We start from the raw sequence: 15,809 nt of genomic DNA, 5'->3' as shown, positions 1-15,809 counted from the left end.
CCTATCCCGTCGGCGCTTCGAGCAACGACGATCGACAACGAGCGAGGCTGCATGGGATAGGCCTTTGACTAACGGCTCGGCGGTGGGCACCCATGAATGTCTTGCTTCGCAATGTCCTTCAAAGTGCGCGTATCGACGCCCCAAGGACTATTCACGACGGGCAGCACGATCGGCTCGCCAACGAGCGAGCGCTGCGTCGGCCGAGTAGCGCCCGGCTTCGACTCCGGCCCACGTAGTTGCGGCAAATGCGCCGCCCACGCGATCGCTTCGGACTCCTCTTCGGGCCGAAGCAGATGGACACGCTCGTCGATACCGAGCGCCTGAGCCATCCCGTTCATCGCGCGCACGATGTTGAGCGTAAAAACCAGTTGCCATGCTTCTTGCCCGGTGAGGGACTCCCCCCGCTTCATCTTGCGCAATACATCGGCCGCGATATCGAGCCCGCCCTCGAAGCTGGGCGACGTCAGCGCATCGGGCAAAGAATACTTTCCGTTGTTGAAGATGACGTTGCCGTCCCCTCCCACATCGAGCACTTCCCGCGTGTGGTTCATAAAGCGGATGCCATGCACGAGAAAATCTCGCACGCTATCGCCCGCTTCACCGCCCAGGCGACTCGCCTCGTATAACGCTTCCAGCTTCGTGCCTTCTATGACGTATCGGAACTGAGCCTCGTCGAAATCGGCCGGTCGGTTCAGAACCAGGCTGTCGTTGAGTGCGGCATAGCGCTCCGGCTGCGGATAGTCGGTGAGGCGCTCGATGAAACGCAGGCTCAGGCTAAAGTTCAACGAAGAAGGATCGGATAGCTGAGGTAAGAAATCTTGCTCTCGCACGATCGTCAGTAAGCGATATGTCGCTGCGGCATCGATCTTGGGCAATATCCGCGACTCGTCGCGCACCACGCCACGCTGCAGCATGTATTGCAGAGCGGCGCCGCGCACGGGCACGCGGTCTATCTGCGTGCATTGCCCCGGCACGGCGCCATCCGGAAAACCGGCGGTGAGTCGCGCGTACCGCTTCATTTCGTTCGCCGCGAGCCGCTGGCCCCCCGCCTCTATCGCCGGCGGCGTTCGTTGATTCTCTTCTCTGCCGAACAGCGCATTCCACAGGGCAACCTGCCCCATCGACCACGTGCTGATTTTGACGACCTTCCCGGGACGGTTCGGATCCAAGTACACCGCATGATCCGTGCCGTGTCCTATCAGCTTCAACGGTTGTCCCGCAAGAGGATCCACGTTCAGCTGCGCCCAACGGTTCGCCGCTTGCAGCCGCTTGCGCAGGGTTCCGTCGACGTTCGGCGTGACGGCCTTGGCCGCTTGCATCGTCGTTTGGAACGCGCTTTCGTCGAACGTACGGGGACCGACGATCTCGCGCATGAGATCGCTCAACTCGCGCTTTGTCCCTTCGATGCGAACCTTCGCCCGCCGCGGTAAGCGCGCGCTGAGACCGGCCACCGCCGCGCCGCCGCTGACCGCCGATGTCGCTCGCGACACATTCTCGTGATCGCGGTTTCGATCTCCAGCGGCTAACCCCGAGCCGTCGAATCCGCCACTCGCTTGGCGCGTCACGTCTTTTCGTCTGACCATCGTGCCTACTATCCTTCCACTTTCGTTGTGCGCGCAGTCATGAAGCGCTCATGCGTGAATGGACCATCGCTCCCATCCGAAGAACGACGCGGCTCTTACGGGTTGAGCCCCTGCGGCGCTTGCGTCCCGTCGATGCCGCCTTCGCCCTGAGTGCTGCGCGGTGAATCCACCGACTCGCGCCGTCTCACGAATCGCTTCCAGCGCGAATCGAACGAGCGACCGTATGCCCAAATCGACATCGCGCCCACGATCGTCTCGAAGGACCCGGCGATCGCATACAGCACGGGCTGATGCAGAAACCACGGTCCCAGCGCATAGCCGACGACCGGCGAGGACAACGTGCCAGCCATTAGGCCAAGCCGTGCAGGGTTGACTCCAACGGCTTCTTTGACGCCCGCGACCACGGGGTTTTGACGCATCGACAGCTTGCCCTCCTTGCCCAGTGCGCGCAGCAACTTGCGTTGGTTGAAGCGCGACAGACGAGCGTGCACCACCGTGCGCTCCTCTTGGGTGGCGCCGCTCTGTTCGAGCGACTGGTCGACGATACGCAGTAGATCCCGTTTGGAGATCTTCGCCTGATCGACCTTGTCGAGCAGCGCGCGCGTCTTCTCGTCGAGAACGAGATCCGGCGGTAGTTTGTTTTCGCGCTCGAGGCGCTTGTAGTTCTTTGCGAAATATTGGATCGAAAGTACGGAGGTGACGAACGATAGGAACACTGCGCTGGTGGAATACATGGCCCCGCCCGCGTGATCGCCGAGTTCTTTCACGACTTCGTCGATCGAACCGGCCATCCCCAGCGAAAGCGCCGCAGCGGGCCCCGCGATGGCCACTCGTTGCAGCAACTCTTGGTTGGAAACCCCCGCTTCTTTCAGCGCTGAAATCTCTGCGCTTTCGGCCGCCGCATCGTCGCCGGCGGCCGCTACCGCCTTCGCGACGGGACCGAGATTCAGGCCTTTTTCCAGGAGCTCGACGACAGGCGCCAAAACCGCTAGCGACGTGATGATCGCCTTGGCCCCTTCCGAGGTTCGATTGGCATCGTCAAACGTCATTCTGCGGCGCGCGTACTCGCGGCCGAAGAGTTCGTTCAACGAGTGATTGATCTGATCGAGCCGAGCTGCCTTTCCGCCGGCTGGCGACGCGGCCGCCACCGACATCGCACTTTTGGAAAAATCTTTGATCAAGTCGATCGACTGCTGGATGTCGAGCGCATCCTCGAGTGCGCTATCGTGCTGGCGCGTCGCGAGCGCGCTGCGGAACGGGTCGTCCTTGAACTTGGTCAGTGCAACGCGCTTGCTCTTGGCGTTATCCTCGCGAATCTTGGCAAGGTCGTCCTCGGTGACCGTCGGCTCGACGCCGGTTTCGACGAAGTCTCTAAACCAAGTCGAAATGAAGTTGTGCTGAGAGCTGTGCGCGACGTGCCGCATCGCGTCCAGCACGGCATCCGGTGTCTTCGTGCTGCGAATGAACTTCAGTTGCGCTCCCTCTCGCTGTAGCCCATGCAGTATCGGCGCGAGCTCGGGGTGCAGTTCGACAAGTCGCGCGACTTCTTGAGGCGCCGCATCGTTGATGTCGAAGCTCTGCTGCTCGAAGTGCTCTTCGATGAAGGCAGCGGCTTCCGGACCGCTTTCGATATTCAACGCGCTCAGCATCTTTTGCCGTGCAGCCAGCATGGCCTGGGCATCCTGCGGCAACTGCGCCACCACGAGAGGCGGCCAGTTGACCAAATGCTCGGCGTTGAATTCGAGCCATGTTTCACCGTCAACACGCAGCATCAGCGGCTGCAGCCAACTCGGCCCCCCCTCCGCTACGGGTGCAATATAGACAGCCTGACGCTCCGCATCGGTAAGGCTTTCGAACCACGCCTCCATCTGCGCGCCCTGAAGCTCGTCTGCCTTTTTTGCTCTCGCACGCTGACCGAGATGCGCCTCGACCTCGGCGATGCGCTGCGTTTCCGTTTTCACGCGGGGGATGATCCTTCGGGTAGTCTCTATCGCCCGGCGCGTTCTCGATGGCTGCGCGAAACCAACATGACGCTTGAGGGCGTTGGGACTGACCTTCACTTCCGCGGCGTCGGCAGCATCGAGCATCTGCGCGACATACTCGATGACGCTCTCGTCGGGGCGTGCCGCTTCGTTGCGATGTCCTTTAGCCGGCCGCTTTGTTCGTGGAGCGAGACCATCCGCACCCGTCAACGCACGCGCTGGTTGGGCTGCTGTGTCTAGCTTTTTTGCATCGAGATTGCCGTCGTTGCCGCGGTTTCTTCCGTCGCCAGAAGGCGCTGCATTAGCGGGTGGGATTGTGACCATCAAACTGCTCCGGGTGAGGTTCGTAGGGACGAGGGCCGCGTGCTATGCATTGCATTTCTGCCAATGGCATGTCAGGCAAAACGCCACGCCGACATCAAACAGCGGCACTGCGCGCGCACTTCACCGCTTCGTGGCCGATCACTGCTGTGAGTAAGACCTGCATGCGCAGACGATCTTCCACCGTGGCAATGGCGGGTTCCAATTCGAACGCATCGATCGCTCTGCCTGCGGGGCCAATGCCGAGAGAATTTGCCGGTACAGGCGGCGCGGCATGGGTGCCAGAGCTCGAAATCGTTCATCGGCTCGAATCACCTGGCGACAACATCAAGATATATGGCACTGAAACGGATCGGTGAAACTTTATCGCGATCGTTCTCGCGGGATTACCCCGCACACGAAGGCCGCTTCAGTGGAACGAAGATCGGCACTCCTGCGTCACTCGGCGTGTGCTGGTGAGTTCGTAGCGAATCATTTCCGCGTAGTGATAGACGTAATCCTTTCCCGGCGTGACTGCAGCCACGAGCGCGGGCCTGCCGAGTCTTCTTACCCAGAAATATTGCGGACGGACATAGTTGTGACGTTTCTGCTCGGGGTGAATTCGGAACGGAATCCTGCTGACGCCTCGAAAGCCGAGCGCCGATGCGACGTTCGGGAACTCGTCAGCATACGTGCCGTGGACTTCCACTTTGGATCCCAAATCGATCGCTTGCTGCAACGCCGAACGGGTACCTTATTAGCCACGTACAAAGGCAGCGCGTCACGCATCGTGTGCTCTCCGTGCCAGTCCAACGGGATGAAATCCTCGGGACCGGACACGAGTGCTTGAGCATGCGCTTGCACATAGCGACGGAAACCAACGATTGGGGTTCCGAGCGGATAAGCCGAGCGCTTATATTTTTTTAAACCTCCCCAAAGTTCGAAGAGCGGTTGACCGAGCGACGACGGCTCAACGCTTATACCGTCATCGCCGTTCATTCGAGAAACTCCTTGCCCGATATCGTTGAAAAACATCGTCAAGCCACTGCTAGGAACGCATCTCGTCGTTGATTGCCCCCAGCATGCCGTTCAGGTCCGTCAACATGTCTTGCGCGAGCCGAGTCAGGCTTCGTGCATGCTCTGCCGCAGGCGTGTCTTCTTCGCCATCTGCGACAAGCGAATCGGCCTCCCGTGCGGCTTTCACCGCCTCGTTCGTCAAGTGCGCCGCCGCCGATACGTCCTGAAGCGCAAGCACTCGCTTATGTAGACGCGACAGTTGCTCGTCCAAGACCTTGAAAGTCGTCTCGGCCCGCCGCTGCTCCAAGTACGCGACATCTTCGGCTTCGTGAAGCCGGGACGCTTCGGGGTTTTCGCGCGACGTCACTCGATCTAACGCGTCTTCCATCAATTGATCGAAGGGATCGTCCCCGCCTGCCGCACCCACGTCATAGTCCGCGAGCTCAGCCACGCCCGCGACGCTCGGCTCGCGCAACCATGTGGCCACGCGCATGGTGAACCCGTCGTCGATCGGGTCGACCTCTTTGGGAAAGCTGCCTCTCACTTCCTCGACTATCGCTTCCTCATACCAGCCCATCAGCCGTTCCTTGGCCTTCCCGGATACATGGATGGCCTGAGCCAGATCTTGGGCGGCGACACGTACCTCGGAGCGTGCCCGCATGTATGCGCTCCGGGTTTCGTGCAGCGTCGCGTCGACGGACTCGACGATGCGGGGCAAAGCTTGCGCACTCTGTTGCCAGGCGCGGTGCTCATCCGAAATCGAACGCGGCCCAGCGATGAGATTGGGCCGCCCGCTTACGGCGTCCGGTTCGTTCGTTGCAACGCCTTGCGCGTCACCCTCGACATCGGCGCCAGGCGAGAGAGCAAAGCGCGCCCCTTCCGATCGCGCGTCGTTCACGTCGTCGTCGCCGGCGCGTGGCCCGGTTTTCGACGGAAGATCCGTGCGCTTGTACCTTTTGAGCCCTTCCCAAAGTTCCGAGCTAGGTTGACGAAGCGGCGACGGGTCGACGTCCGCGCCCTCGTCGCCGTTCGGACCGATGTTAAATGGCTCGAACCCACCCCCGCCCTTTCCTGCCGGATTAATTCCTTCGCTCATGTATGCGTTCCAAGGTCAATTGTTTCGGTTTGAATGCATTCGTTACGCCCGTCGCATTCTGGTGTCGTCACTGGGAAAAGATCGCCCGTCCTTTCGAGGGACGAATCTCCGGGCCGGGCATCCGCGTGCACCATCGATCAAATGGACGGCCGGATTTGCGTCATCCGCATATTGTTCAGCCAAAGGTCTCGATACCCATGCACCCGGCCGTTTTGGCAGCGCTTGCTCTTTTCTTCGTCGATGGCGAGCTCGGGCATCCGCTCGACGAGCGCGGCCACGAGCACCTCGATCTGCATGATCGACAACATCCTGCCAATGCACGCGTGCGCCCCCATCCCAAACGTCAACGAGCGCCCCTCTTTTCGATCCGGGTCGATTTCATGGGGAGACTCGAACGCACGAGGGTCGCGGTTCGCGGCTCCCAGCAACAACAAGAGCTTGTCGCCGCGCCTAATCTTGCGGCCCCCTAGTTCGATGTCTCGGGCGGCATAGCGGATGATCGCGTGCGCGGCGGTGTCATAGCGCATCAATTCGCGTACCGTCGAGCGGATCGAAGAACTGTCGGCACACCACCTTTGCCAAATGCGTCGGTCTCTGAGTGCAAGCGCGACCACGTTGCCGATCGACACCGTCGTGGTGACGAACCCCGTGACGAACAGAAAGAGAAAGTTGCCCACTATTTCCGAGCGGCTGATCTCGCCTTGTCGTTCGAGCCGCAGAAAGCGGCTGACCGGATGGTCTGGCGTCGCGTCCCGATCGACGCTGTCGATATACGCTTCCAACATCTCGACGAAGTGCTGCGTGCCCTCCTCAAGATGCGCACGTTCGGCATCGGTCAGGAACAGCGAACCCATCAATTGCATCGCCGGCCCGGACGCGCGGAGCCAGACGAACGATTGTTCCGGCGCGATCCCGAGCATCCGGCAAATAGTGCGAATCGGCAACGCTAGCGCCACTTCGGCAAGATTGAATCGCGGCACATGCACGAGCGGTGCAAGCAGGCGCGTCACTTCCTGAGTCACGAACGCTTGAAGATCGACAACGGCTTCGGCGCAAAACAGCGGCGCCATCAACCTGCGCAGCCGCTCGTGCGACGCGGGACCTTGCAGCAGAATCATGTCCTTCAGGCATGCCGGGTGTTTCGAAGTCACTTGCGTGCGAAAGGCTTCATCGGAATTCTGAAGGATTCTGACGATGATCTCGTGGGACGAAATCAGCCATACGCCGCTGGCGTCCCGATACACCGGTTCAGTCCTGCGTAGATGCTCGTAGATCGGATAAGGATCGTTCGTGCCGTTGCCTAGGATCGACGGGATGATGCTGTCCACGGCCCAATTGGGCTCGCCGGATGTGGCGAGCGAACCGCGAACATCGTTCGGTAAAGGATTCATTGAGCGTGAACCAGCGTCTCGAGGTCCAAGCTGCACAGCGCCGCCACATGCCGTGCAATCTTCTCGGGAGACCAGTTCCACCAGGCGATCGACGTCAGCGTGGCGATGGTCTCTTCATCGAAGCGATAGCGAAGCACGCGCGCCGGGTTGCCGCCCACCACCGCATAAGGGGCAACGTCGGACGTGACCACGGCATTCGCGCCGATAATGGCCCCGTCGCCGACTTTCACGCCGGGTAGGAACGTCGCCCCGTTACCGATCCAAACGTCGTTGCCTATCACCGTGTCGCCCTTGTTATGTAGCTTCGCTCCGGGAATGTCCTGCGGGTCCTGCGCAAACAGATGAAACGGGAAATTACTGAACCAATCGAGACGATGATTGGCGCCGTTCACCAGAAATCTGACGCCAGCCGCGATCGAGCAGAAGCGACCGATAATCAGCTTGTCTCCGATCGATTCGAAGTGATACAGCACACTTCGCTCGAAGGCGTCCGCACCGTTGCGGTCCGCGTAGTACGTGAAATCGCCGATTAGGATGTTTGGGCGCGTAATCGCATTCTTTAAAAAAGTAACCGATGGAAGGCCTGGGACTGGATGGCATTCGCCTGGATTCGGAATGACGAAGGGCATGAATCGAATCGCGCAGTTCTCTAATCAGTGAGATCATGCGCGCAGATCGCGCCTGTGCATGCGATTGCCGCGAAGCACGCGCCGCCTCCGCGAAGACATGCGGTCGATCGATACGCCGGCGCCCGCCCCAGGCCCTCGGACTGAATGCGCACGTTCGGACTCGATTGACCGAGCCGAACGTGAACGCTTCCTTGCATCCGGCGATGCTCATCTAGCCAGTTCGGGCTAGGTTCGACGCCTTGGAGATATCTGGCGATTCAAGGCCATCCGCCTCCGGCGACGACCATTCATCGGTATGTCTAGATGCGGCGAAAACCGTTGTTGAATCGAGATCCTTTGAACTCATCCTTTGCGGCTTCTTCCGCCTCCTTCTGGCCCGGCAGATCAGCGAGATGCGCCGGCGTTTGCTGCGTCGTGGCGCCTGTGCCGGAGGAGGAGGACTGAGCGCTGCTCGAGTCCGTGGACGAAGAACTGCTTTTTCCCGCGACAGCAGAAGCAATACGACTAACAATTCCCATATGAATCTCCTTTGAAAGGGAGGGTTGACGGACAACACAAGTCTTCGGCAAGACGGCCGTCGAAACGGCCGGCCGGTCCGAATTTCTGTTCCTTTGGATGAAGATGCGGATGCTCAGCTCGAGCGCTCGGCGCCCTTCGCCCGAAAAGCCGGCTTCCGGTCCGGTCGTTCCGGGACTTCGCTCATTCAGCAGATCGACGCGCGTCACACTGCATGAATCCGAAGCCCGGAAACCGGCTAGCGTTTGCTCGAACGCTTGCGTTCACTGCTCGCCGGGGCGCCGGAAGGCCGACCGCATGCGCTCGGTCATCTGGCGTTGCTGCTGCGCCATGAGATCGAGCTGCCCGATGGCCAGATTCAATGGATCGTCATCGGATCTGGGCAGGCCACGCGCGTCTTGGTAGGCATGCGTCTTCGCCTGGAATTCACGCAGGTGCTGCAGTGTCGATTCGGCTTGCATCGGACGATCGAGGATTGCCTGGCACTCCGGATAGAGCGAAGCAAAATAGGCGAGCGTCTCGTTGGTCATCGTCATGTCGGCTTCGACCTTGTACTCGCCGCCGCCGCCCGGCGTGCCGTCGTAGCCGTTTTTCTCGAACGTATGACCCGTTAGCGTATACGTCGCCCAAGCCCCTTCGGTGAACGCGATCGCAATCGCCTTGGCCTTTTCGTGCTCGCCGATACGCTCCAGGCCTTCGACGGCCTTCAGGTTGTGCATGGCCCATATCCGCTTGCGCGTGTCCCATTGCTCCGGGCTCCAGTCGGCCGCCGTCGACCCAAGCCCGCCAGGCGTAGCCAGACGCTCCAGCACGGCAGAGACCTCCTCGACGGCTTCCGGCGTGTCCTCCTTCGTGGCGATGCCCGCCCAAAGCAGGTTGGCGATTTCCGCCGTATCGAGCGGATGCAGTTCGTTCTCTCGCAGGCGAAGGTAGGCGCCCACGTGGGCACGCCCATCCGGGGACGTTCTGATGAACGCACGCCGAAGCCCTTCGATCCGCTGGTCATGCACTTGCTGAACCTGTTCGGCCATGTCGTGATGTCCGGCGGCTTTCAGTGCGCGGACGATGACTTCCTCGGCTTTGGCAAGGTGCGCGTTTTCCTGCAGGGAGCCCATGAACGGCAATTCCGGGCGGCCATCGACGGGGTTGTCGTGCGCTACGCTCATGTCGATGCCGCTCGCCGCGCTTTGCCGGTAGTGCGCGTACACGAACTCGGGGTCGACGCCCGCCTGCAGCGCCTTACGCGCCGCTCTCACGTCCTCGACATAGCCTTCGGGCCGTGCGCCGTCCGCATAGTCTCGGTTCCGCAGGACGATGTCGCCTTCCGGAGTCATTGCGACGCCGTTGAAAACCTGTCCCGCGGTGATATCGCCGACACCGCGTTGGCGATTTCGGTATTCGATCATCATCGCCCGGAGGTAGGGCACCAGATGGCGGTCGTCCCCCAACGCCGTCGCGTAATCGCCGGCATTGAGCGTGAACGACATGGGCTGCACGCGGCCGCTGTACTGCGACTCATTGCCGTTGTGGACCTCCCCGTCCTGTTCGATCTCGTAAGCATCGTTGTCGAGGCAAATACGGGCACGATCGAATCTGCGGGCGGCCAACAGACCCTTGACCGTCGGAATGCCGTCCCACCCGTAGCGCGCGAACCAGAACCGACGAGACGGCACGGGCTGCGGTTGATGGGGCAATGGTCTCGTCGATGCACCCACCGGCGGAGTTCGCATATCGGTGACGTTCTCCTCGCGCATCCTCTCGACATGCGCGCCCAACGGCACGGCCGGATACGGCTCGTACTTCCAGGGCTCGCCGGGCGGGACCTGTCTCGTGAAGTTCTCTTTCAGGAAATCGGTCAGATCGAAGTCGGACCAGAGTTTGAGCGACTCGAGATCGAGTTCGTCGATCGCGACATCCTCTCCGCCAAGCTGGCCGGTCTTCTGGAACCAGTAGTCGGCCTTCAGTTTTTTGAAATCGCGCATGATCTGCTCAGGGTCGCGCTTGGGCACGCACGTAATGAACGAGATGCTGTCATTGCCGTCGAAGAACGCCCTGAGACGTTGACCGATCGCACTATGCGCGCCGTGGATGTCGGTACGAAGCTGGACCAGTTTGGCGAGATCGCCGTAGGTCTCCATGTGCGTCGGCACGAGTTTCGGTTCGACTCGCCACGCTTTGGGGTAACGGCTGAAGAGGCTGCGCAGTTGCTCCTGCATCGGCGACAATTTGAAGCCGGGCGCTGCGGGCGCAAACCGCGACGGCTCGTTCCTCTTCACCAACCGGCCGCGCTGCTCGCGCGGCGTAACCTGCTCCGGCGGCGTCGTGCCGTTCAAACGGTTCGGGCCCACCGGCGCACTGACCGGCTCGCTCGATCGCATCCTCAAGCCGCGCATCGCTTGCAAGAAATAGACGTAGGCGGCCGGGCCTCCGCCCTTGTGCGCTTCCACGGTGCGATGCTCCGTAATGTCGTAGTCGCCCCAGAAATTCTCGCGGGCCATCGCGTCGCGCATGGCGGCGCCTGCCATGCCAGGGTCGCCGCCGGCCTGCGCAATCGTTTTCGCGAAGTCGAGAAGATCGGCCAGTTTCCGTTGCTCCTCAGGCTTTGCATACTGCAGCACCTGCACGCTGCGCCCGCCTCGCGCCAGCGGCAATTCCGGCGGCAACGCCAAATCGGGTGCAAGCGGCGGCACCAGCACGTCGCTGCCCGCCTGATTCGACCGCCATTTCTCGTAGGTGTCCGGATCCATCGTGACCTGGCGATACACCCTGCCGGTGTCGTCTACGCTGAGCGTCACATTGCGGGAGAGCTTGACGCTGCGATCCTTCCATAACGGATGGAAGTAGGCGCCGAGCCCCGCGCTGCCGCTAATCGGCCCCGCCGGGGTTTGATGCGTGCCGAGCGGCAGGCCGGGCAGGTTTTGACTGACCCCGAACACGCCGAGGCTTCGCCCGACGTCTTCTTCCAAGCTGGTGATGTCCGCTCCCCCCCGCTGGCGGGCCGCCTTGTTGCCGCGCGATACGCCGATCTGCGGCGCGATGCTGGCCCAGCCGTTGGTCGGATGGTGAGGGATGGTGATGGCCGCGACACCGGTCAACAACGCGAAGGTCGCCTTCGAGTTTTCGGCGGCGCTACGTGGAATGACCGACATATGGGGATCGAGCCACGCTGCCTTCGTGAGGCCTTCCCACGATCCTTGCGCGAGTGCATCGACAGCCTTGCCCGCCCGTTGCTTCACCTGTTCGAAGGTCTCGTCTTTGTCGCCCGTGATGCGGATGGTCACGGCTTCCCCCTTCGCTTCCTCCGCATGGCCACCCACTTCACCCACCGCATAACCGCCAACGAGTTTGGGCACCAGATTCCATTGAGCGACCAAGCCCATCACTTTGGTGCGCGTGGTCCGATCCACCGAACGGACGGTGATATCGACATACGCTCCATCGGGCCCCTCGTTTGCGCTCAGCGAAACAGAACTTTCTCGCCCGCGCAGCTTGGCAATGGTCGGCAGCGGCGTGACACTCGGCACCCACGGGATGTAGCTCAACGCGTCGGCCACGAAGTTCGCCCATCCCGTTATGTTTCTACCGCGCACGCCGCTCGATGAAAACTCGATCTCGGAACCCGGTTGCATACCGTCGAGCAGGCTGCCGAAACCTTCGGCCCGGCTCGCCCAGCCCTCGTTCAAACGCGTGAGCGCTTTGATGGGGTTGCCGACTGCCGAATCTTCCTCGAGGCCTCGTGCGCGTGCCATCGAGTGCAACGAATCGATATCGAGCGGCTCGGCGATATCGGCGGCGATGTCCTGCCACACGGGAAGGTTTTCCAGTGTCTTCCTGTCGATATTGAGCAACTCGGCAGTTGCCTTTGCGATCTTGCCTTCGGCAAGATGCCCGACCCTCATCGGGGCACGAAATCCCTTGCGGTCGATGCGCTCGCTCATGACCGTGAGTTTCGCGACCAGTGCTGCGTCGGCGATCACGTCTGCGCGTAGCGTGTCCGGCCTCTCGCCGGCAGTTGGCAAACGCCTTCTCGCATCCTTCGAGATGCCGCTCATGGCTTGCTGCGTCAGGGCATCCATGAGGCGCTGGTCGTTTACCGGGAACCGCTCGCCTTTGAATGCCCGCGCGATCCAACTCGCCGGCTGACCGCCGCGGCCGAGAATACCCCTTACCGTCTTGCGCACGTTGGACAGGGTTTCCGTATCCGTCACCTTCGCGCTGCGGAAAAGAAAGGCGGCTTCGATTTGATCAGGGGTCGGGTTGTCCGATTGCACGGCGAGCAGCGCGCGGGCTGCGAGTGCAATGCGGTCCGCTTCCGGAGAGCCGGAATCAAGCGCCTGCCGCGCCAATTCACTCGCCTCTTCCAGGTTTGTCGCTCGTCCGTTGGCGGCCGGGTGGGTGATCAAATGTCCCGCGGCCGTCAGCGCGGTCGTCATGCGCTCGCGTTGTTCGTCGGTATCGGTCGGTTTCACCCACGGCGATGGCGCCATCGCCTCCAACACTTTCCAACCCAGCGGCGTTTTGGCTAGTGCGCAGTGCGCCTCGAAGATATCGGCTTGCGTCGTGGGGTCGGCTTGCTCGGGATGATGCCAATTGCGAATGGCCGCCGCAGCGCGAGCAGGATCTTGACGCGTCGCATTGGCAAGGACGAACGTGAGCATCACGCCGTGCGAATGACGATGCCCCGTAGCGGCCTGCATCCCCAGCAGCGTCGCGCAGAGCTGCACATGCTCGGGATTGGCCGGGTCCAGACCTGGGAACGACGACGCAATGGTTTGTCGCGCCAAATCCTCTTGCGCCAAAATGCCCTCATCGCCAAAGGCGGCAGACGAATAGCCCGCGACGCTTGCGAAGTGAGCGTTGATGGCATGCTCGAAATCCTTGGAGAAGTCCGCGACCTCGGTGCCCTTATGCCGGCGAAGCCCCCGTAGCAAGCCCGCTCGCTTGGGCACCTCCGGCGCGACGAGCGGGGGCGTGCCGCCAGGGCCGTTGCTCGCGCCGTTAGTCGTAGTGAGCGATCGAGCGGCGCCGGACGAGCTCGGACCAGAAACTTTTCGCGACGCCATACGCGTCTCCTTTTTGCGTTCTTTAGATTCGATGGAGTTCTAGCAGCCACCTCGTCCATTCGCGCGCGACTCTGGTCTCGAGGCCGGAGAGTCGCGCGTGGACGAGTGCCGCGATGGGTCTACTACGGCGCTATCGGGACAAGATCTCTACGCTGTCGCGGTTGCACGTACTACTGTCCGTGCAGACTGCTTGCGATCCATCTCTGAGAACGTTGTTCGATCCAATCAGCACGACATTGCCGTTCTTGTCGACATGGTCGACGATCTCGACATGCTCGTCGCCGCCGACGATGCAGACATCACCCCTTTTCGCGTGGCTCTTGCTCACCTCATGCCAGCCATCCTGATGCAAGAGCTCATTCTTGAGCGTGGCGACGCTGTTGGTATGTTGCGACTGCGGGATCTCGCCGGCTTTCACGAGAACGGCCGAGGCGAAATTCGCGCAGTCCACGTGATCGGAGATGCCGTGATCCATTTTCACGTCCTGGTTAGCGACGATCGAGTCCGCGGAGCGGCCCTGCAATTTCTCGGCAATGTCCGCAGGGTTGCCGCCGGGCGCGATGGGCGCATGACTGCCACCGCTATCGGCCGCGGAATAGTTGACAGGCTGCATGTGGCTCCCGCCACCGCTGCCGCCGCCGGTGCTGTCACCGCCGCTGCCAGCCGATGACATCGCCTCGCTCATCCATGAAATCAGAGCCGACAGAATGGGCAGCAGCGCACTGATCAAGCCGCTGTTGAACGAACTGCCCGCAGAGCTTGAATTCGCGCCCGAGGACGAATCGATTTGCTTCCACTCTTTCTCCCATTGGGCGAAGTCCGCCTGCGAGGAGGACGGCGTTGGTTGGAAGACTTCCGGCGTCGTGGTGAATGTCGCAGTAAGGTACGAAGTTGCCATGGCTTTCCCTTGATGAAATAAACCCGCAGGCGCCCGACAGATCGCCGCGATCCGTTGGTGGCGCACAAGAACGAACTTCCTATCCAGCTAGCGGCAAATCACGAGAAAGAACGACGTGGTCGCCCACTGGGGTCAAGCTGCTGCTATGCTCGCGAAGCAATGAAGCGTCGCTCCGCATCGAGAACCGCGGGTTAAGCGCTCTCGTCGCTGTCGCCGTCGCCGTCGTCTTTGTGATCGCTCTTTTTCAATGCCGAAGCGAAGCCGCCGGCCCCATTGCTGCCCATCGCCGCCGTCATCGACGTCATCGTCGCCATCAGCGCGCTGAGCATCGGTCCGTCCATCGAGCTCGAGCCGGAACTACCGTCCGCCCCGCCGATGCCTAGTAGCGATTCGGCGCCGTTCACGATTGGCGAGATGCCGGTCACGTCGCCCACCACCGACGCGGCACCACTGAGAATGTCTCCGATTGACATGGATTTTCCTCGGCGTAGTTGAAGGGCCCCGTTGCATCGTCTGCCATACGCCGCCGGCGTGGCTCCAACTCACGGGGTAACTTACTATGACGCCAATCGAGATCGCGAAAGGTGCAACCCGCGCATCGGTGCGTGGAAAAACGAAATTGCTGGGTGAAAAGCGAACTGAAAGCATCTGTCGCGCTAACATGCGACGTGTCCCCATATGAGCCTGCGCCGGAAATGAAACATCGCGCCCCGCCCCGCTTCGCTCTTCTCGTAAACCGCGTGGCATCGATCGCGCTGCTTACGAGCGCCGTCGCCGGCTGTGCCGACCCGTCCTCGGCGCAGCGGGCCGCCCGTCCCAGCGAGCCGGTTCTCCCTTCGAACGACACGCTGCCGGCCTCGCTGCGGGCGGCGCCGCAGGAAGTCTTGCAAGAAGCGCTGAGTGCAGTAGGCGAGTCGACGTACGAATGCCGAAGCGAGGGCAGCCGCTTGTCTTGGGCCCTAGCGGGCTCCGACGCGACGCTCGTCGATCGCGCTCGGCACAGCGTGGGCACGGTCATGCCCGGTCACAACTTCATCGCGTACGACGGGAGTCGATTCGCCGGCGCCCCGGCCGGCGAAGAGATCGTTACCGCGGGCGCGTTGACGTGGCAGCGCCTCGTCCCGCGCGATGAGCCCGGCGCGCACAGCGATCGCGGCCGCTTCGCCGCGGTCACCTCCGTGCAGCGCGTGCTGACTTCGGGAGGCGTGCCGCCGGTCGCCTCCTGCAGCCAACAAGGACAATCGCTGCTCGTGCCGTACACCGCAACGTATCTTTTTTATCGAGCGGCCGAAGCCGGAGCCGCCGATGCGGTGTCGACGGCGACACGTTGATCC

At 61.6% G+C, this 15,809-nt stretch carries 11 protein-coding genes; 1 reads left to right on the top strand and 10 read right to left on the bottom strand.

Annotated elements, in window-relative coordinates; translation table 11 throughout:
• Positions 1-68: 68 nt before the first annotated feature.
• From QQS38_RS13615 to QQS38_RS13570, 10 genes are all read right to left on the bottom strand, one after another.
• Positions 69-1,583: a hypothetical protein gene (locus QQS38_RS13615; RefSeq protein ID WP_479645894.1), complete on the bottom strand. Its 1,515-nt coding sequence runs from the start codon at positions 1,581-1,583 to the stop codon at positions 69-71.
• 95 nt (positions 1,584-1,678) lie between these two features.
• A complete protein-coding gene (locus QQS38_RS13610; protein WP_479645893.1) occupies positions 1,679-3,544 on the bottom strand; it encodes a hypothetical protein in 1,866 nt (621 codons plus the stop codon).
• Between the two features lie 751 nt (positions 3,545-4,295).
• Entirely contained in the window at positions 4,296-4,586 is a 291-nt protein-coding gene (locus QQS38_RS13605; protein ID WP_479645892.1) for a hypothetical protein, read from the bottom strand.
• A 327-nt stretch (positions 4,587-4,913) separates the two neighbouring features.
• Complete coding sequence (locus QQS38_RS13600; RefSeq protein ID WP_479645891.1) at positions 4,914-5,978, bottom strand: hypothetical protein; 1,065 nt, start codon at positions 5,976-5,978, stop codon at positions 4,914-4,916.
• A gap of 137 nt (positions 5,979-6,115) precedes the next feature.
• Positions 6,116-7,369, bottom strand: a complete 1,254-nt coding sequence (locus QQS38_RS13595; protein WP_479645890.1) for a cytochrome P450 — start codon at positions 7,367-7,369, stop codon at positions 6,116-6,118.
• On the bottom strand, positions 7,366-7,998 hold the full coding sequence (locus tag QQS38_RS13590; RefSeq protein ID WP_479645889.1) for a CatB-related O-acetyltransferase: 633 nt from the start codon (positions 7,996-7,998) through the stop codon (positions 7,366-7,368). Before QQS38_RS13590 ends, QQS38_RS13595 begins: the two co-directional genes overlap by 4 nt.
• A 299-nt stretch (positions 7,999-8,297) precedes the next feature.
• The gene (locus tag QQS38_RS13585) at positions 8,298-8,723 is read right to left on the bottom strand and encodes a hypothetical protein (protein ID WP_479645888.1); all 426 of its coding nucleotides are present in this window, start codon (positions 8,721-8,723) and stop codon (positions 8,298-8,300) included.
• 54 nt (positions 8,724-8,777) lie between these two features.
• Positions 8,778-13,577 (bottom strand): trehalase family glycosidase, encoded by a 4,800-nt coding sequence (locus QQS38_RS13580; protein WP_479645887.1) that lies wholly within the window; start codon positions 13,575-13,577, stop codon positions 8,778-8,780.
• Between the two features lie 130 nt (positions 13,578-13,707).
• Positions 13,708-14,541: a CHAP domain-containing protein gene (locus QQS38_RS13575; protein ID WP_479645886.1), complete on the bottom strand. Its 834-nt coding sequence runs from the start codon at positions 14,539-14,541 to the stop codon at positions 13,708-13,710.
• A 125-nt stretch (positions 14,542-14,666) separates the two neighbouring features.
• Complete coding sequence (locus QQS38_RS13570; RefSeq protein WP_479645885.1) at positions 14,667-14,948, bottom strand: hypothetical protein; 282 nt, start codon at positions 14,946-14,948, stop codon at positions 14,667-14,669.
• A 267-nt stretch (positions 14,949-15,215) separates the two neighbouring features.
• On the opposite strand from QQS38_RS13570, the gene QQS38_RS13565 reads away from it, so the two are divergent.
• A complete protein-coding gene (locus QQS38_RS13565) occupies positions 15,216-15,806 on the top strand; it encodes a DUF3455 domain-containing protein (protein WP_479645884.1) in 591 nt (196 codons plus the stop codon).
• Positions 15,807-15,809: the final 3 nt, after the last annotated feature.

The organism is Trinickia sp. Z7 (assembly GCF_056498045.1).
Note: the sequence above shows the minus strand (reverse complement) of the source record. Positions and strands in the feature narration are given on the sequence as shown.